The sequence below is a fragment of the Micromonospora sp. NPDC049101 genome, from assembly GCF_040648675.1.
Taxonomy (GTDB): Bacteria; Actinomycetota; Actinomycetes; order Mycobacteriales; family Micromonosporaceae; genus Micromonospora.
In genome coordinates this window covers 1-17,233 of record NZ_JBEZED010000034.1, presented here as the reverse complement: position 1 = coordinate 17,233, position 17,233 = coordinate 1, and the positions used below count along the sequence as shown (strand labels likewise).

Annotated in this window: 17 protein-coding genes; 8 read left to right on the top strand and 9 right to left on the bottom strand. The window is 72.5% G+C overall.

Annotated features, from left to right (window positions below):
• Window positions 1-5: 5 nt before the first annotated feature.
• From AB0B57_RS32135 to AB0B57_RS32125, 3 genes are read right to left on the bottom strand one after another with little or no spacing between them, the layout of a single operon-like run.
• Window positions 6-1,427 (bottom strand): DUF6297 family protein, encoded by a 1,422-nt coding sequence (locus AB0B57_RS32135; protein ID WP_357078454.1) that lies wholly within the window; start codon window positions 1,425-1,427, stop codon window positions 6-8.
• Window positions 1,424-2,041 carry an ABC transporter ATP-binding protein gene (locus AB0B57_RS32130; RefSeq protein ID WP_357078452.1) on the bottom strand — a complete coding sequence of 206 codons (618 nt, stop codon included), beginning with the start codon at window positions 2,039-2,041 and terminating at the stop codon, window positions 1,424-1,426. The genes AB0B57_RS32135 and AB0B57_RS32130 overlap by 4 nt, the downstream gene beginning before the upstream one ends.
• A 51-nt stretch (window positions 2,042-2,092) precedes the next feature.
• The gene (locus AB0B57_RS32125) at window positions 2,093-3,091 is read right to left on the bottom strand and encodes a WYL domain-containing protein (protein ID WP_357078449.1); all 999 of its coding nucleotides are present in this window, start codon (window positions 3,089-3,091) and stop codon (window positions 2,093-2,095) included.
• 44 nt (window positions 3,092-3,135) lie between these two features.
• Here AB0B57_RS32125 and AB0B57_RS32120 point away from each other — a divergent pair, with 44 nt between their 5' ends.
• The 3 genes from AB0B57_RS32120 (at window position 3,136) to AB0B57_RS32110 (ending at window position 5,617) form a co-directional block, all read left to right on the top strand.
• Entirely contained in the window at window positions 3,136-3,615 is a 480-nt protein-coding gene (locus AB0B57_RS32120; RefSeq protein ID WP_357078446.1) for a hypothetical protein, read from the top strand.
• On the top strand, window positions 3,615-4,073 hold the full coding sequence (locus AB0B57_RS32115; RefSeq protein WP_357078443.1) for a hypothetical protein: 459 nt from the start codon (window positions 3,615-3,617) through the stop codon (window positions 4,071-4,073). Before AB0B57_RS32120 ends, AB0B57_RS32115 begins: the two co-directional genes overlap by 1 nt.
• 62 nt (window positions 4,074-4,135) lie before the next feature.
• Window positions 4,136-5,617, top strand: a complete 1,482-nt coding sequence (locus AB0B57_RS32110; RefSeq protein WP_357078440.1) for an NAD(P)/FAD-dependent oxidoreductase — start codon at window positions 4,136-4,138, stop codon at window positions 5,615-5,617.
• Between the two features lie 13 nt (window positions 5,618-5,630).
• Here AB0B57_RS32110 and AB0B57_RS32105 read toward each other — a convergent pair whose 3' ends face one another.
• From AB0B57_RS32105 to AB0B57_RS32095, 3 genes are all read right to left on the bottom strand, one after another.
• A complete protein-coding gene (locus AB0B57_RS32105; protein ID WP_357078437.1) occupies window positions 5,631-7,082 on the bottom strand; it encodes a cryptochrome/photolyase family protein in 1,452 nt (483 codons plus the stop codon).
• 80 nt (window positions 7,083-7,162) lie between these two features.
• Complete coding sequence (locus tag AB0B57_RS32100; protein WP_357078434.1) at window positions 7,163-8,350, bottom strand: low temperature requirement protein A; 1,188 nt, start codon at window positions 8,348-8,350, stop codon at window positions 7,163-7,165.
• Between the two features lie 20 nt (window positions 8,351-8,370).
• Window positions 8,371-8,790 (bottom strand): hypothetical protein, encoded by a 420-nt coding sequence (locus AB0B57_RS32095; protein WP_357078431.1) that lies wholly within the window; start codon window positions 8,788-8,790, stop codon window positions 8,371-8,373.
• Between the two features lie 129 nt (window positions 8,791-8,919).
• On the opposite strand from AB0B57_RS32095, the gene AB0B57_RS32090 reads away from it, so the two are divergent.
• Together AB0B57_RS32090 and AB0B57_RS32085 are read left to right on the top strand one after the other, a co-directional pair.
• Window positions 8,920-10,005: an S-(hydroxymethyl)mycothiol dehydrogenase gene (locus AB0B57_RS32090; protein ID WP_357078428.1), complete on the top strand. Its 1,086-nt coding sequence runs from the start codon at window positions 8,920-8,922 to the stop codon at window positions 10,003-10,005.
• Window positions 10,005-10,634, top strand: a complete 630-nt coding sequence (locus AB0B57_RS32085) for an MBL fold metallo-hydrolase (protein ID WP_357078425.1) — start codon at window positions 10,005-10,007, stop codon at window positions 10,632-10,634. Before AB0B57_RS32090 ends, AB0B57_RS32085 begins: the two co-directional genes overlap by 1 nt.
• Window positions 10,635-10,667: 33 nt before the next feature.
• Here the strand turns inward: AB0B57_RS32085 and tsaA are convergent, their stop codons facing one another.
• Window positions 10,668-11,090 (bottom strand): tRNA (N6-threonylcarbamoyladenosine(37)-N6)-methyltransferase TrmO, encoded by a 423-nt coding sequence (gene tsaA, locus AB0B57_RS32080; protein ID WP_357078421.1) that lies wholly within the window; start codon window positions 11,088-11,090, stop codon window positions 10,668-10,670.
• Window positions 11,091-11,152: 62 nt separating this feature from the next.
• Here tsaA and AB0B57_RS32075 point away from each other — a divergent pair, with 62 nt between their 5' ends.
• Together AB0B57_RS32075 and AB0B57_RS32070 are read left to right on the top strand one after the other, a co-directional pair.
• Window positions 11,153-11,641, top strand: coding sequence for a VOC family protein (locus AB0B57_RS32075; protein WP_357078418.1), 489 nt, complete (start codon window positions 11,153-11,155; stop codon window positions 11,639-11,641).
• Window positions 11,642-12,226: 585 nt separating this feature from the next.
• Window positions 12,227-13,012 carry a hypothetical protein gene (locus AB0B57_RS32070; RefSeq protein WP_357078415.1) on the top strand — a complete coding sequence of 262 codons (786 nt, stop codon included), beginning with the start codon at window positions 12,227-12,229 and terminating at the stop codon, window positions 13,010-13,012.
• 62 nt (window positions 13,013-13,074) lie between these two features.
• Here the strand turns inward: AB0B57_RS32070 and AB0B57_RS32065 are convergent, their stop codons facing one another.
• Together AB0B57_RS32065 and AB0B57_RS32060 are read right to left on the bottom strand one after the other, a co-directional pair.
• Window positions 13,075-14,703: an alkaline phosphatase D family protein gene (locus AB0B57_RS32065; RefSeq protein ID WP_357078412.1), complete on the bottom strand. Its 1,629-nt coding sequence runs from the start codon at window positions 14,701-14,703 to the stop codon at window positions 13,075-13,077.
• Window positions 14,704-14,797: 94 nt separating this feature from the next.
• The gene (locus tag AB0B57_RS32060; RefSeq protein ID WP_357078407.1) at window positions 14,798-16,168 is read right to left on the bottom strand and encodes a hypothetical protein; all 1,371 of its coding nucleotides are present in this window, start codon (window positions 16,166-16,168) and stop codon (window positions 14,798-14,800) included.
• 304 nt (window positions 16,169-16,472) lie between these two features.
• Between AB0B57_RS32060 and AB0B57_RS32055 the strand changes: the two genes are divergently transcribed.
• On the top strand, window positions 16,473-16,784 hold the full coding sequence (locus AB0B57_RS32055; RefSeq protein ID WP_357078404.1) for a MazG-like family protein: 312 nt from the start codon (window positions 16,473-16,475) through the stop codon (window positions 16,782-16,784).
• Window positions 16,785-17,233 lie beyond the last annotated feature (449 nt).

Below are 17,233 nucleotides of genomic sequence, written 5' to 3'. Positions count from 1 at the left end.
ACTCCTCAGCCCAGGAACAGCTGGACCAGCACCAGCCCGGCGAGCAGCGCCGGCCCGCGTGAGCCCTGCCGCACCAGGTCGACCGGGATCATGCCGAACGGGGTGTTGACCGTCGCGCCACCGTAGTTGATCGGCGGGCGGGTGCCGGCCCGGAACGCGGCGGCCACCACGCCGAGCGCCAGCGTCGGCGCCAACCAAGACGGGCCCGGCGGGGCACTCGGCAGGGTCGACAACCACCACAGCCCCGCGCCGACGGCCGGCACCACCAGGTGGATCCCCCGCAACAGGGCGTCGCTGCCGCCGAGGGCCCGTCGTAACCCGGGTGAGCGGCTGACTGACCGCAGACCACCGGTGAGCCGGTTGGCGGCGAGGTACGCGAACACCACCTGCGCGGCCCCGGCCAACCCGGGCAGGGCGAGCGCGGCAGCGTACTGCACCCCGATCAGCGTCGCCCAGATCAGCAGGGCGCTCGGGTGGCGGCGCAACCGGCGTACGTCGGCCTGCAAAAACGCCCACCAGCCGGGCCCGGGGAGGAACCGGCGGCTGCGGACCCGCCCGATCCGACGCCACCGGCGGCTCTCCACCAGGCCGGCGAGCAGGCTCGGGTCGAGCAGGATCGTGGCCGTGGCGGCGGCGTTGGCGAACTGTGCGCCGGTGGTCAGCGTGGCCCGGTCGACGCGGGGCAGCGCGCGCACCGCGCGGATGGTGCCCAGGCCGACGAGGGGCAGCGCGAGGGCGAACAGCGCGACGGTCGGCGTCGCCGCCGGCCGGGGCAGCCCGTCACCGAGATGACCGAGGAGCACCACTCCGGCGGTGAGGACGGCGGCCACCACCATCGGCGCCGCGCCGGCCACCGCCGGCCACCGTCGTCCCGCCCGGCTGCTCTGGGCGACGACGCTGAGTGCCAGCGCCGCCGCACCCCACCCCGCGCCGGCCGCGGCCGCCCAACCCAGCGTGGCCGGATCGCTGGCGCCCCCGAGCGCCGCCACGGCCACCCCGAGCGCCGCGGTGCCGGCCGCCGCCCCCAGCAGCAACAGGACGAAGCGCGGCGCCAGCCACGCCCGCCGGTCGACCGGCGCGCTGACCGCCCAACTCTGCGTGGCCGGGGTGACCAGCAGCGGGCCGAGCGCGCGCAGGCCACGCCAGGCCAGGCCGGCGCCGGCCAGCAGCGCGGCGACCGCCAGCCACCAGCGCACCCCCGGCTCGGCCTGGCCCACGGTGGGGGAGTCCAGCAGGTCGCGGCTGGCGCTGATCGCGAACCAGCCGTACATGCCGGTGAACAGGACGATGACGTACGCGTCGCCCAGCACCTCGCCGAGGGAGTGGTCGTGGTGCCGGCTGCGGGCCCGACGCAGGTGGGTACGCAGTTGTCGGGCGGTGGGCACCCCGGTCGGCGTGTCGGCGATCGTGGCCGGCGGGGCGGTCACCGGCCGATCTCGATGCGCTCGTCGACCACCGCGTCGATCAGCTCCGGGTCGTGCGAGGCCAGCAGCACGGCGGTGCCGGCGTCGCGTTCCCGCAGCAGCCGCTCGGCGAGCCACTGCCGCCCGCGGACGTCCAGGCGCTGCTCCGGCTCGTCCAGGATCAGCACCCGGCGTGGCCGCACGAAACACGAGGCCAACGCCAACCGGCGCCGCTGCCCGCTGGACAGGGTCACCGGCAACTGGTCGCGGGCCGGTTCCAGACCCAGCTCGGTGAGCACCTCCTCGACCGGCTCGGCGCTGCTCCCGTGGGCGTACGCGACAAGCTCCAGGTGCTCGACCACGGACAGGTCCGGGAAGAAGTCGATGTCGTCCAGGGCGGCCGCCACCAGCGCCCGCACCTGCGGGTCGGTCTCGTCGGCCCGCCGACCCTGCACCAGCACCTCACCCGCGTCCGGCCGGTCGGCGCCGACCACACAGCGCAGCAGGGTGGTCTTGCCGCTGCCGTTGGGCCCCAGCACCACCGCGATCCGGCCGGCCGCGAGCGTGAAACTCACGTCGTCGAGCACGACCAGGTCGCCGAAGTTGCGGCTAAGTCCCCGTACCGAGAGCGCATCCACGAGCACAGAGTCTCCCAGAGCGGTGCCAGCGGCCAACCTGAGCGACCTACGTCACGCGGTCGGCGGCGTCGTCGCGTCGGGTGCGTAGAGCGCGGCGAGCCCGGCGGCGGTCGCGGCCAGGCGTTCGCGCAGCGCGACAGGGGTCAGCACCTCCACGTCGGCGCCGAGGCGCAGCAACTCGCCGTGGGCGTGGGTGAGTGACTCGATCGGCAGCACCGCGGTCACCCAGCCCTGGGCGTCCGGCGGCTGGGCGCTCGCGTCCATCGCGGCCACCACCGGATCGCTGCCGACCTCGCGCAGCCGTTGCCGACCGGCGGGGGAGAGTCGGACGGTGGCCTCGTCGCGGTGCAGGCGGGCGCGGAACTGCACCACGTGCGCCCGCCACCAGGCCGGCAGGTCGAAGTCGGCAGGTCGGACGAACTCCTGCGGCAGCGGGGTCAGCGCGAGGATCTGGTTGACCCGGTACGTCGCCGGAGCGCCCCGGCCGGGCTGGTCGGCCACCACATACCAGCGGCCGCCCTTGAGCACCAGGCCGTACGGCTCCAGCACCCGGGTCGTCTCGCCGTTCCAGCCGCGGTAGCGCACCTCGACGCGGTGCTGCCGCCAGACCGCCTCGGCCGTGCGGGCCAGCTCGGGGGAGGCGTCGCCGTCGGCGTACCAGCCGGGAGTGTCCAGGTGGAAGCGCTGTTGGAGCTGGGTCGCCCGGTCGCGCAGCGGCGCGGGGAGCGCGGCGTGCAGCTTGAGTTGCAGCGCGGCCACCACGTCGCCGTAGCCCAACTCGTCGGCGGGGCCGGGCAACCCGGCCAGGAACAGCCGGTCGGCCTCCTCGGTGGTCAGCCCGGTCAGCCGGGTCCGCCAGCCGTCGACAAGCTGGTAGCCGCCGGCGTGCCCGGCCTCCCCGTAGAGGGGGATGCCGGCGGCGTGCAACGACTCCACGTCCCGGTAGATCGTGCGGGGGGAGACGGTCAGCCGCTCGGCGAGCTGGGTGGCGGTCAGCCGGCCGTGCTGCTGGAGCAGCAGCAGGAGGGAAAGAAGTCGAGAGGCCCGCACTCCACTGACACTAGTTGTCAGGGGACCCGTCCTACCGTCCCGGCATGGCTTTTCGCGAGAAGGAACTACGGACGCCGGGACCGATCACGGTGGACGGTCGGCAACTCAAGCGTTACCACATAGACCAGCCGGAGCAACCGATCGAGCCCGAGGTGGAGAAGGCCGCGTACGACCAACTGCCCCTGCTGTTGGTGGACATCGTCGACGACGGCACCCCGGCCGCCGGGTGGGTGGTGCTGCACCGGGGCGCGGACACCGGCGCCTACCTGCTGGCGTACACCTGGGTGTGGGACAACGCGCTGGAGGTCCGCGTCGCCGCGGCCGGGCAGCCGGCGCTGGACTGCCCGGACCACGACCCGACCCACTTCGTGGAGGTACGTCCACCCGCGATCGGGTGTGTGTGGGAGTTGGCGGTGCTGGAGCACGAGCGGGCCGCCTGGGTTCGGCACCTGCTTGCGCCGGACACCCCCAACCTGGCTGGATATCTCAACGACACGCGAGCGGAAGGGCCGGTGGGCCGCTGATGGGCGACTTCGACTTCTATGTGGGCACCTGGAACGTGGTAAACCGGCGGCTGCGCGAGCGGCTGGTGGGCTCCGACGAGTGGGAGGAGTTTCCCGGGGTGTCGGTCGCGCACAGCTTCTTCGGTGGTGGCGGCAACTTCGACGAGATCACCTTCCCGACCAAGGGCTCCGCGGGCGCCACCGTCCGGATCTTCGACCCGGCCCGGCAGGAGTGGTCGATCTACTGGATGAGCAGTGTCGACGGGGTGCTGGGGCAGCCGCCGATGGTGGGCCGCTTCGTCGACGGGGTGGGCCGTTTCTACGCCGACGACCAGCACGAGGGGCGGCCGGTGCGGTGCCGGTTCATCTGGTCGGACATCAGCGCGACCACCGCCCGCTGGGAGCAGGCGTTCTCGGTCGACGGCGAGCAGACCTGGGAAACCAACTGGATCATGACGTCCACCAAGGCCTCCGACTAGTCGTTTCCTCCATCCGGGTGCGGTGTTAACGTCCGTGCACCACGCCCGGATGGAGGAACGCGATGGCCTCCGACCACGTCGACGTGCTCATCGTCGGCGCCGGCCTGTCCGGCATCGGCGCGGCCTGCCACCTGCGCCGCGACTGCCCCGACAAGACGTACGCGGTGCTGGAGGCACGCGACGCCATCGGCGGCACCTGGGACCTGTTCCGCTACCCCGGCATCCGCTCGGACTCGGACATGTTCACCCTCGGCTACTCGTTCAAGCCGTGGACCGCCCCGAAGGCCATCGCCGACGGCGCGACCATCCGCGAGTACGTGCGGGAGACCGCCCGGGAGTACGACGTGCCCCGGCACATCCGCTTCCGGCACCGCGTGCTGCGCGCCGACTGGGACAGCGGCACCGCCCGGTGGACGGTGCACGCCCAGCGCACCGACACCGCCGAGACGGTGATGCTGACCTGCTCGTTCCTGTTCGCCTGCACCGGCTACTACCGCTACGACGAGGGTTACACCCCGGCCCTGCCCGGTGTCGACGCGTACGCCGGGCGGTTGGTGCACCCGCAGCACTGGCCCGACGACCTCGACCACACCGGCAGGCGGGTGGTGGTGATCGGCAGCGGCGCCACCGCGGTCACCCTGGTGCCGGCGCTGGCCCAGCGGGCCGCCCACGTGACGATGCTCCAGCGCTCGCCGACGTACATCCTGGCGCTGGCCTCGCGCGACCGGCTGGCCGACGCGCTGCGGCGCCGGCTGCCGGCGACGGCCGCGTACCCGGTGCTGCGGTGGAAGAACGTGTTGCTCTCCACCGTCACCTTCCAACTCAGCCGGCGCGCCCCCGGCCTGGTGAAGCGGGTGCTGCGCCGGGCCGCGCGGCGCCGGCTCCCGGCGGGGTACGACGTCGACAGGCACTTCACGCCCCGCTACGACCCGTGGGACCAGCGGCTCTGCGTGGCACCCGACGGCGACCTGTTCACCGCCGTGCGCGACGGCCACGCGTCGGTGGTGACCGACACGATCGACACCTTCACCGCGCACGGTGTCCGCCTGACCTCCGGCGCCCAGGTGCCCGCCGACATCGTGGTCACCGCGACCGGGCTGAACCTGCTCGCCCTCGGTGGTCTGCGGCTGCGCGTGGACGGCACCGACGTCGACCTCGCGAACACGGTGGCCTACAAGGGCATGATGGTGTCCGGGGTGCCGAACTTCGCCCTGACCGTCGGCTACACCAACGCGTCGTGGACGCTCAAGGCCGACCTGGTCGCCGGGTATGTCTGCCGGCTGCTGCGCCACCTGGACCGCACCGGCCAGCAGGTCGTCACCCCGCTGCCGCCCGCCGACGACGAGCGGGCGCCGCTCATCGACCTGCGGTCCTCCTACGTGCTGCGCAGTGTCGACGCGCTGCCCAGACAGGGTGTGCGCGCGCCCTGGCGGCTGCACCAGAACTACGCCCGCGACGTGCTGCTGATGCGGCACGGCCGGCTCACCGACGAGGGGGTTCGGTTCTCCCGCGCTACCGCGGCGCCGGCCCGCGAGGTGGCCTGAGCTGCCGCCGGGGTCACGGTGGTGTGCTGCCCCGCTTCTCCTCCTGGGCCAGCACCGCCTCGCGGTGCTCCGGCTCGTCGCGGCGCTCCAGTTCGGCAGCGAGCCGCGCATCGGTCAGCAGCCGGGCCCGGTTGCGGTGCAGGAAACTCTCGAAACCCCCGGTGTACGGGCAGGCCAGGTCGCCGAGCGCCCGCTCCGGCGTGTAGCGGCAGCCGGTGCAGTAGTCGCTGATCTCGTCGATGTCGGTGCCGTCCACCGCGTACGGGCGGGTGTCCACCCGGGCCAGGTCGGCGTACTGGCTCATGCCGATCACCGTCGCGTTCATCACCCAGTGGGTGCCGTCGACGAAGCAGCGCTGGAACCAGTCCGCCACGTCGGTGGGACGCCAGCCGCGTTGCAGCGCGTAGTTCGCCAACACCAGCAGTCGGGGCGTCTGGTGCGTCCACGCCCGATCCCGGACGGCCGCGAGGACGTCGGCCAGGCAGTGGGCCTCCACCGCGTCGGCGTCCAACTCGGCGAACCACTGCGGCATCGGCTCGGTCGCGGCCAGCCAGTTCGCCCCCCGGTAGCGCGGCTCGAAGTACCAGTAGAGCTGCCAGAGGAACTCCCGCCAGCCGAGCAGGCCCCGGATGAACGGCTCCACCGCCGTACGCGGGGCCGTGCCGGCCCGCCACGCCTGCTCGGCGGCGCGCACCGCCGGCTCCGGGTGCAGCAACCCGAGGTTGAACGAGGACGAGAGCATCGAGTGTGCGAGCAGCGGATCGTCGATGCTCATCACGTCGGCGTAGCGGCCGTACCCGGGTAGGCGGTGGGTCAGGAAGTGCGTCAGCCGGGCCTGCGCCTCGTCATGGGTGGCCGGGTAAAGGCGGGGGCCGTCCCGGCCGACGAACCGCACCCCGTCGGCGGCCCACCGGTCCAGGTCGCGGCGAACCTCCGCGTCGATGTCATCCTCGACGATCGGTGGGGGCGGGGGTGGCGTCACCGGCACGGACCGGGTCTCGGCCCGGGGCCGGCGTCCCGCCCCCGTCGCGGCGGTCAGCACCTCGTGGTGGCGGCGGGCGTGCCGATAGAAGTCGGTCATCCGCAGCGGGCCGCGTCGCGGGCGGTCCGCCCAGCGGGCGAAGTCGGCCTGGCTGGTGATGAAGCCGCGTGGCGGCAGCACGGTCAGCCCCGGCACCGACCGGGCGAAACGCAGCGCCGCCCGGGAGTGCGGATGGCACACCTCCAGCGGGTCACCGACCTGGGCCAGCGCCTCCCGGAACGTGTCGGTGCGCAGCAGCAGCGCCCGGTCACCCAGCTCTGCGGCACGGTGGCGCAGCGCGGACAGGATCAGGTGCGCCTTCTGCCGGTGCATCGGCCGGTCGCGGAACAGCTCCCGGATCTCCACCAGGAGCACCTGTTGGTCGGGGTCGTCGAGGAAGTGCGGCCCGAGCTGATCGGCCAGCAACCATCGGCGGCGAGGCATGCCCGCAATTCTGCCTACTTTCCGGCTGCCGCGCCCGGTGCCGCGCCCGACGCCGGTTGCCGGATGCCCGCCACGGCGGGTCAGGCCGGGTTGACCCCGGCCACCTCGGCGTGCGGCCCGACGTCGCGGCGGCGTCTCAGCACGGTCAGCGTCACGAGGGCGACAAGCAGCGCCGCGAGCACGTGCACCGGGGCCGGGCCGAGCGGCGCGAGCAGCGCCAGCAGCGCGACGACGGGGAAGGCGACGAGCACCGCGCCGTGCTGCTGCCGGCGTACCTGGAGCACCCACACCGTGAGCAGGAAGACGGCGATCGGGATCGCCACCGCGTACGCGGCGGTGCGCCCGGAGACGTGCGCGAGGTGCCGCTCGACGTCCACCGACACCCCCAGGCCGGCGCCGATCGCGGCGATCGCGGCGAACACCAGGTAGTGCCCGTAGCCCCAGATCAGGGAGTACGGCAGCCGGTCGGGCGCCTCGCTGGGCCGGTCGAAGTAGAGCCACCAGAGCGCGAACACGATGACCGCGCCAGCCGCCGCGAGTGACCAGAGGCCATGCTCCCCGGCGTCGAGCCCGGTCTGGATCGCGATCGAGATGGCCAGGACGGCCTCACCGAGCACGATCAGGGTGAACAGGCCGTACCGCTCGGCGATGTGCTCGGGGTGCCAGGGCGTCATGCCCGGGCGTTCGGCCACCGCCGGCACCAGCAGGTCGGCCAGCACCAGCAGCACGAACGTCGCCATGCCCCACTCGACGGGCAGCGCCAGCCGCAGCAGCCAGCCGAGCTGCACCACTGTCACGCCGATGCCGTAGCGGCGCGCCGACGCGCGGTGGCGGGGGTCGCCGACGGCGGCTCGGGTCCAGTTGACGACGGCGGCCAGCCGCATCACCACGTACCCGTAGGTGATGACGGTGAAGTCGCCGTCGGCGAAGGCGCGTGGCACCCCGGCCGCCAGGATCAGCGCTCCGGAGATCTGCACCAGGGTGGTGATCCGGTAGACGTCGTCGTCGGTGTCGTACGCCGAGGCGAACCAGGTGAAGTTCACCCACGACCACCAGATCGCGAAGAACACCATGGCGTAGCTGGTCGCGGCGTGGCGGAGGTGACCCTCGGCGACGTCGTGGTGCAGACTGCTGGCCGCCTGCGCCACGGCCACCACGAAACAGAGATCGAAGAACAGTTCCAGTGGGGTGGCCGCACGGTGCCGTTCGTCCCGGCGACGTGGCCGCATCGGCCGGTAGAACGGCCGCACCGAACGCGAGTGGGTCACCGCCGCTCCTCAGGCTGGGCTCACCGGCGTCGACGGCCGTGGGTCAGCCCCTCCAACACCAGGGTCAGCCCGGCACCGACCAGCCAGACGTCCTTGGCGAGCCCGGCGCCCTGCTGGGTCGGCCGGATGCTGCCCGGCTCCCGCATGCCCGGCGTCTTCAGGTACAGCTGCACCAGACCCGCGCCGAACGCGGTCAGGCCCAACCCGACAAGCGGGGCCGGGACGACCGGCGCGAGCAGCGCGGCCCCCAGGGCGATCTCCGAGTACGCCAGCAGCTTCGCGAAGCGCGGTGGGTCCAACTGGCCGAGTTGCGGCATGGCGGCGACCGCCATCCCGTGCATGCCCTCCGCGGCGGCACCCTCCAGGTTGCGCTTGCCCAGACCCGAGTTGAGAAAATACGCGCCGATGCTGAGCCGTAGCGGCAGGTGCGCGAGTTTCATGGCTACTCCCGTTGGCCGTGGTCGAGTGCGGCCCGCGTACCCCGCAACACCCGCGATAACCCGTCCGGCTGGCTGGGCTGGCCGTGGTGGTCGCGGTAGCCTGCCGACACACCACCAGCAGGAGGCGAAGTGAGCCAGGAAGTCCGGGGAGTCATCTCCCGCAGCAAGGGCGCACCGGTCGAGGTCACCACCATCGTGGTGCCCGATCCCGGCCCCGGGGAGGCGATCGTCCGGATCCAGTCCTGCGGGGTCTGCCACACCGACCTGCACTACCGCGAGGGTGGCATCAACGACGACTACCCGTTCCTGCTCGGCCACGAGGCGGCGGGCATCGTCGAGCAGGTGGGCGACGGCGTCACCGACGTGGCCCCGGGTGACTTCGTGGTGCTCAACTGGCGTGCGGTCTGCGGGGTCTGCCGCGCCTGCCGTCGGGGTCGCCCCTGGTACTGCTTCAACACCCACAACGCGAAGCAGCGGATGACCCTGACCGACGGCACCGAGCTGGCCCCGGCGCTGGGCATCGGCGCGTTCGCCGAGAAGACCCTGGTGCACGCCGGGCAGTGCACGAAGGTGGACCCGGCCGCCCGGCCGGCCGCCGTGGGTCTGCTCGGCTGCGGGGTGATGGCCGGGCTGGGTGCCGCGATGAACACCGGCAACGTCACCCGCGGCGACTCGGTCGCGGTGATCGGCTGCGGCGGCGTCGGGGACGCGGCGGTCGCCGGTGCGGCCCTCGCCGGCGCGACGACGATCGTCGCGGTGGACACCGACAGCCGCAAACTGGACTGGGCCCGAAAGTTCGGCGCCACGCACACCGTCAACGCCTCCGAGACCGACCCGGTCGAGGCGATCCGTGCCGCGACCGGCGGCTTCGGTGCCGACGTGGTGATCGACGCGGTGGGTCGACCGGAGACCTGGAAGCAGGCGTTCTACGCCCGGGACCTGGCCGGCACGGTGGTGCTGGTCGGCGTGCCGACCCCGCAGATGCAGATCGAGCTGCCGCTGCTGGACGTCTTCGGGCGCGGCGGTGCCCTCAAGTCCAGCTGGTACGGCGACTGCCTGCCCAGCCGGGACTTCCCGATGCTCACCGAGCTGTACCTGCAGGGCCGGCTCGACCTGGACGCGTTCGTCACCGAGGAGATCGCGCTCGACCAGGTCGAGACCGCGTTCGACCGGATGCACCACGGCGACGTGCTCCGCTCGGTGGTGGTGTTCTGATGACGGCCCGGGTCGACCGTGCGGTCACCGCCGGCACGTTCTCCCTGGACGGGCAGACGTTCGACGTGGACAACAACGTCTGGGTGATCGGCGACGACCGCGAGTGCGTCGTCCTGGACGCGCCGCACGACGTGGCCGCGATCCTCGCCCTGGTGGGTGATCGGAAGGTCCGGGCGATCCTGGCCACCCACGCCCACGACGACCACGTCCGGGTGGCACCCGAGCTGGCCGAGGCCACCGGCGCGCCGGTGCTGCTGCACGCCGCCGACCGGGTCCTCTGGGACCTGGTCCACCCGCACCTGCCACCGCACGGCGAGCTGCACGACGGGCAGATCGTCGAGGTGGCCGGCACCACGCTGCGGGTCCTGCACACCCCCGGGCACAGCCCCGGCGCGTGCAGCTTCCACGCCCCGGACCTCGGTGTGGTGTTCACCGGCGACACGCTCTTCGCCGGTGGTCCGGGCGCGACCGGCCGCTCGTACAGCGACTTCGACACCATCGTCGGCTCGATCCGCACCCGCCTGCTCACCCTGCCGGCGGAGACGGTCGTGCACACCGGCCACGGTGACGACACGACGATCGGCGCGGAGGCGCCACACCTGCAGGAGTGGCTGGCCCGCGGCCACTGACTCCTGCGGCGTGCTGGTGCGTGGTCGACGGGCTCAGCGCTCGTCGGCCGCGCCCAGCACCGGTTTGACGTCCAGGACCGGGGTGCCGTCGAGTGCCTCCAGGTCGGCCACCTCGACGCGCAGCCCGTCCACCGCGAGCACCCGCACCCGGTGCAGCCCGATCGGGTTGGGCCGGTGCGGGGAGCGGGTGCTGAACACCCCGGTCTCCGGCCGGCTCTCGTCGCCCCGGGGGTGCACCGCCAGCACGTCGCGTCGGGCCCGGTCCAGCCAGGTCAACACCAGCAACTCCGCGCCGACCCGCAGGTCACGCAGGGCCCGCTCGACCTGCGGGTCGAAGACCAGCCACGCCGCCGGCGCCCCCTCGTCGCCCTGCCGCGGGGCGCTCGCCGCATCGGTCAACGACGAGGCGACCCGCCCGACCGGGTGCAACAGGTACGCGTCATCACTCCCCACCATCCTCGCTCCCTCCCTCGTGGACGGTCCCAACCTAGCCCCGCCGCGGCGCTAGGATCCCGCCCATGGCCGCCGACTCGCCCGTCCCCGCCGACTCGCCCGTGCCCGTGGTCCGTCAGCTGCGTCTCGTGGTGGAGGCCGCCGACCACGAAGCCGCCGTCGCGTTCTTCCGGGACGCGCTGGGCCTGCCCGAGGAGGCGGCGTTCAGCGGCGACGGGGATGCCCGGGTGGTGATCCTGGACGCCGGCCGCGCCACCCTGGAGATCGCCAACCCCGCGCAGAAACGCCTCATCGACGAGGTCGAGGTGGGTCGGCAGGTCGCGCCGCGCATCCGGGTGGCCTTCGAGGTGGACGACGCGGCGGCGACGACCGCCCGACTGGTGGCCGCCGGGGCGAGCGAGGTCGCGCCGCCGACGCGTACGCCGTGGCAGTCACTCAACTCCCGCCTCGACGCCCCCGCCGGCCTGCACATCACCGTCTTCCAGGAACTCGTCCAGCCGGACCAGGGCGTCGGGAGGCGGGACGCGGAGCCCGGACGTGACAGCGACAACTGAGCCTGCCCCGCTTCGGTCCCCCCGGTGGGCGCGGCGCTGATCGGCCGGGGCGCGGTGTCGGTCACCGGGCAACTTCTCGTCCGGTACGGAGAGCCGCACGGCAACTACCCAGGGTGCGGAGGCCCAGAGGCTCACTGGCGGTAGCGGCAAGCTGCCAACTGCCTGCCCCCCCATCACCCTTGCCTGGCCCCTTTGCTCTGCTTACCTATATGCACCATGCCCCGTGACCTGCGCATGGGCGCGTTGCGCCCGACGCCGAGGCTTTTCGCCATACGAACGCATCGTCACGAAACGTAGCTGGTGCGTATAGGTATGCAGAGCAAAGGCTGGCTTCCAGGCATCGCCTTTGGTTCCGAAAAACACCCTCTGTCACGGCCGTCTGGCCCGATGCGGGCGAGCCCGCGATGTCCGATTCTGCGCCCGTGACCGGCGCCGCAGCGGGCCGACGGTCGGGCATTTCCGGAATGACCGACACGTGAACCTGGTTGTGTCCCCCGTACCGCCGGAGCCCAAACCCTCTTCCGCGGTCATCTCCCGAGGAGCGTTCACCCCGGAGCGTTCCGCACGATCGAGAGGGCAACCATCGTGAAGGTCGACTTCACTCGATGGCTTCCCGCCATCGCCAAGGACACCCGATGGCTTCCCGCCATCGCCAAGGACACCCGATGGCTCCCCGCCATCGTCAAGGACTCGTACCGCAAGACCGCGCTCAGCGCGGTGGGTGTGGCCGCCCTCGGCGGTCTGGCGCTCGCACCGACCGCGGCCGCCGCCCCGGTCACCTCCGGACCGCACCAGGGCGCCGTGGCCGCCATCGACCTGGCCACCGGCAAGGCCACCGCCAAGGCCGCCAGCCCGGCCCGGCAGGAGGACCAGCCCGTCGAGTCCGGGCTGACCACCGGCTCCGCCACCGGCAAGCCGCCGGCCGGCAAGCCCAGCCGCGACCAGTTGATCCCGCACGGCATTGAGGGCGCACAGTCGCGCATCCCGCTCGACGACGCGCAACTGGCCAACGCGCGAGCGATCGTCGACGCCGCCAAGAAGACAGGTGTCGGCGACCGGGGCGCCGTGATCGGCGTCGCCACCTCGCTGCAGGAGTCGAAGCTGTACAACCTCGGCCACCTCGGCGCGTACAACGACCACGACTCACAGGGGCTGTTCCAGCAGCGTCCGTCGTCCGGTTGGGGCACGCCCGACCAGATCACCGACCCGGAGTACGCCGCCACGGCGTTCTTCACCGCGCTCAAGAACATCGGCGGCTGGCAGGACCTGCCGCTGACCGCCGCCGCGCAGACCGTCCAGGTCTCCGCCTTCCCCTATGCGTACGCGCAGTGGGAGGAGCAGGCGGCGGACATCGTCCAGCAGATGTGGTGACACCCGCGACACACACCGGCCGGCCCCCGTGCAGGGGGCCGGCCGGCGTCGTCGTGCCGGTCTCAGGCCAGCGGCGCGCCTTCCTTGCGCAGCTTCGCCGAGCCGGCGCCCACCGACCAGCCGGCGACCCACCGGCTGGTGCTGGCCGCGCGGGTGCGGTCGGCCAGGTGATACCAGTCCATCCGGCACCGCTCGCGGGTCACCTCCAGTACGCCGTAGCCGTGCCCGTCCAGTTCGGTCCAGCGAACGTGCGGATTCGTCGAACGCAGCAGGCCGGCACCCAGCGCGCTGAGCGCGTTGCCGGCGGGCAGGCCGAGGAAGTCGTTGACGTTGTCGCTGGTCACCGACGGCACCACGAACTCGGCAGCGGCCGGGTTGTTCGGCCCGGTGGATCGGGTGGTCACCTCGTTGGCCCACGAGGTGTGGATGTCCCCGGTGAGAAACACGACGTCACGGGTGCCGGTGGCGCGCACGTAGTCGACCAGCTCGTTGCGGTCGGCGTTGTACCCGTCCCACTGGTCGGTGTTGAGCACCGCGCCGTTCTGCGGGATGCCGAGTAGGGCACCCAGCGGGCCGAGCAGCCAGGCGGGCAGAGCCCCGACGTCCACCCGCGCGATCATCACCGGGTTGCCGACCAGCTTCCACCGCGCGCTGGACGTGGCCAGCCCGGCCTTGAGCCAGGACATCTGCGTGTCGCCGGTGATGGTGCGTCCCGGGTCGTCGACCGCGGTCCCGGACGCCTGCTGTGACCGGTACGTGCGAAGGTCCAACATGGACAGCTCAGCGAGCCGGCCGAAACGCAGCCGGCGGTAGATCGCGCCGTCCACCCCGACACGCACCGGCATCCATTCCAGGTACGCCTGCCGCGCCGCGGCGAGCCGACCGGCGAACGACCCCTCGGTGCCCGGCGTGTGGTTCTCCGCGCCGCCGGACCACTGGTCGTTGGCCACCTCGTGGTCGTCCCAGGTGATCACCCACGGCACTGCGGCGTGCAACGCCTGCAGGTCCGGGTCGGTCTTGTAGAGCGCGTGCCGGATCCGGTAGTCAGCGAGGGTGAGCACCTCGTGCGCGGGTCGCACCGGCCGGACCACCATGCCGCCCGCGTCGAACTCCCCGCTGCCGTACTCGTAGAGGTAGTCACCCAGGTGCACCACCAGGTTGAGGTCGCCTCGCTCGGCCAGATGCCGGTACGCCGCGAAGAACCCGGCTTCCCAGTTCGCGCAGGACACCACGCCGAGGCGCAGCCGGTCGATCTCCGCGTCGACGGGTGGCGCCGTCATGGTCCGACCAGCCGGCGACCAGCCGCCGGTGTGGCCGAAGCGATACCAGTAGGTGGTGGCCGGTGCCAGGCCGCCCACCGCCACCTTCACCGTGTGGTCCGATGCCGGTCCGGTGTGCTGTGTCCCCGCGGCTACCACCGTGGTGAAGTCCGGGTCGGCGGCGACCTGCCAGGTCACGCCCACCTCGGGGCCGAGGCCGGAGCCAGGCTGCGCCTCGGCGGTCGGGGTCAACCGGGTCCAGAGCAGGACGCCGTCCGGCAGTGGGTCACCGGAGGCGACGCCGTGCTGGAAGGCGCCGTCGGCCGCGTGGGCCGGCATGCCACCGGCGAGGGTGACGCCGGCCAGCACGGAGGTGCCAGCCGATGCTCCGGCCACCCGCAGAAGAGTACGACGGTCAAGGGTGTTCGTCATGGTCTATGTGTCTACCGTCGATAATGGCTCGTGCGCTGCCCCCGTCGATGAGTGTTCGCCGACCCGTCGACGGGGGTTCCCATTACCCCGTCGCTCAGCAGGCCGGGTAGAGGCGGCGAGTGCCGACCCCGGCGGCGTACGCGTCCCGGTCACTGAACCGGCAGCCGTAGTCGGGTCGGGCCACCACCGCCGGATCCGTCACGGTGTCACCGACCGGGCGCTTGCCGGTGCGTACCCAGGACACCAGGTCGTCCCAGGCGGCGCCGGCCTCCGCCGGGGTGAACTCGCAGTGCTGCGCGGCCCGGATGGCCCGCTGGACCACCAGCCCGCCGCGACCGTGCCGCGCCACGTCGGCGGCGTACGCCTGCTCCATGCTGAACGGCACGAACAGGTCACCGAGGCCGTGCAGGCTGAGCACCGGCGCACTGGGCCGACCGGCGATCCGCGGCACCTCGGTCAGCGTCGGCAGGAGCCGCTGCACGACGTTCTCCGGTGCGACCCGCCGCACGGCGGCGTTCACGTTGACCGGGCTGTTCGGGGTGTAGCGGGTGAGCAGGTTGGTGGCGAGTTGATCGGGCCGCTGGGCGGGGGAGTTGCCACTCCCGGTGGGCACGCTGATGGAGAAGAGGAAGTCCTTCCACACCGCGAACGCGGCGTCCGCACCGGGACGAGGGCCACCCGAACGGTTCACCGTGATCGCCCGCAGTTGCTTGCCCCGCTCGGTGGTGGTGTCCGGCCCGGTGGGAGTCAGGCCCGCCAGGCCCAGCGCCACCTGGATGCGGGGCACCGCGTTGGTCAGGTAGTCGGCCGGAGTGGGATGGGCCGGCACCTCGGCAAGCGCCTGCGCGACCAGGTTGTAGTCCAGGTAGAAGTCCAACAGCGCCTGGTCACCGAGCACCCCGCACATCGGCAGCGCGCCGTCGTAGGAGCCGGGGTACTGCTCCAGCGAGCGACCGATGACGTACCCGCCCATCGACACCCCCGCCAGGTAGGTGTGCTGTGGCCGGCGAACAGTCCGGCCGAAGTGGTCGGCCAGATCCCTGGTGCCCAGCACTCCGGAGCGGATGTCGAAGCCGTTGCGGTCGTACGAGGACGACGCCCAGGCGTACCCCTGCTCCAGCAGACGCTCGCGCAACCCGAAGGCCGGCGGCTCCGGCGAGAGCACCGTGCCCTGGCCGCGGTAGCCGTGCGCCCACAGCACCAGGTTGCCGTTCCACCGGGCGGGGACCTCGATCAGGTACCCGGCGTGGCGGTGCACGCCCTGGCGTACCGTCGTCGGTTTGCCGCCCACCACCAGCGGGGCCAACGGCGGGATCTCGATGGTGTACCCGGGCAGTGGCTGGCCGCCACCCGCGTCCCGATCGGTGGCGCCTGCCGGTGCGGCACCGGCCAACCCGACCGCCAGGGTCAGCGGCACGGTGGTGGCGAGCAGACGGCGGAGGGTACGAACGGGTGCGGACAGCATCGATGCTCCCCATCACGGAGGTCGCCCCGGGGCGACCAGGCGGGACGGTTGCCTACCGGCCGGTAGCGTCCTGAACCTAGGACGGCCGTCGACAGGTGTCAATGGATTCGCTGACCGGCTGGTCAAGCCTGACTGTCCGGCCGATCAGACCCTGCACGTACGCCCCGACGTACGGCTCTTCGCGTCCGGTCCGTGCGTCCATCCGCACCCCCTTGCCCCCAGTGGCGGGTTGTCGCGTTCCTCGCCGCTCGACGGGTGCACCCGGTTGGCCGAGCCAGTGGGCCGGTCGGGTTGACTGGTCGGCGTGGACGAGTTGATCTGGGAGGCGGCCCGGGCGTCGCGCAACTGGTTGGACGCCGCGAACGGCACCGGGCAGACCGAACTGACCTGCCGCATCCTCAAGGTGACCGAGGAGGCGGGGGAGGCATCGGCCGCCTGGATCGGGGTGCTCGGGCAGAATCCTCGCAAAGGCGTCACGCACACCCGCGAGGACGTCGCGGCGGAGTTGGCCGACGTCGCGTTCACGGCGTTGGTGGCCATCGAGAGCCTGGGACTGGACGCGCAGACCGTCCTGGACGCCTGCGCCGCCAAGGTGCGCTCCCGCCTCACCGGCTGAAAGGCGCCGGGGGTGACGCGGTGATCGACTCGGCTTTCTGGAAACCGGGCATCGCACCGGGTTGGAAACCGCGACTTCCTGAAAGTTGAGTGGATCACCCCTAGCCGGGGCAGGGCCTGACCTTCTGGGTAGCCCGGGGTGCTTTTCCGCTTTGGGGTGTTTGGCGGGTGACCGGTCGCACCCGTGGGCCGGAATCGTGGCCGGGCCGGGGTCGTTACACACCCTGACGATCGCAGCACGACCTGCCGCCCGCCCGACCCGCAGGGGTTGGGGATGCGGATCCCGCAGGTCGGAATGCCCCCGGCCCGCAGGTCGTTGCAGTCCCCACGAACGACCGCAGGCACCGCCCCGACGAGGGTGCCGCGCGACGGGCCAACCCGGAATGACCCCGGCCCCCCGGTCGTTACACCTGGACCCCGGCGCCACGAGCCCCCCGCTCGCAGGTCGCC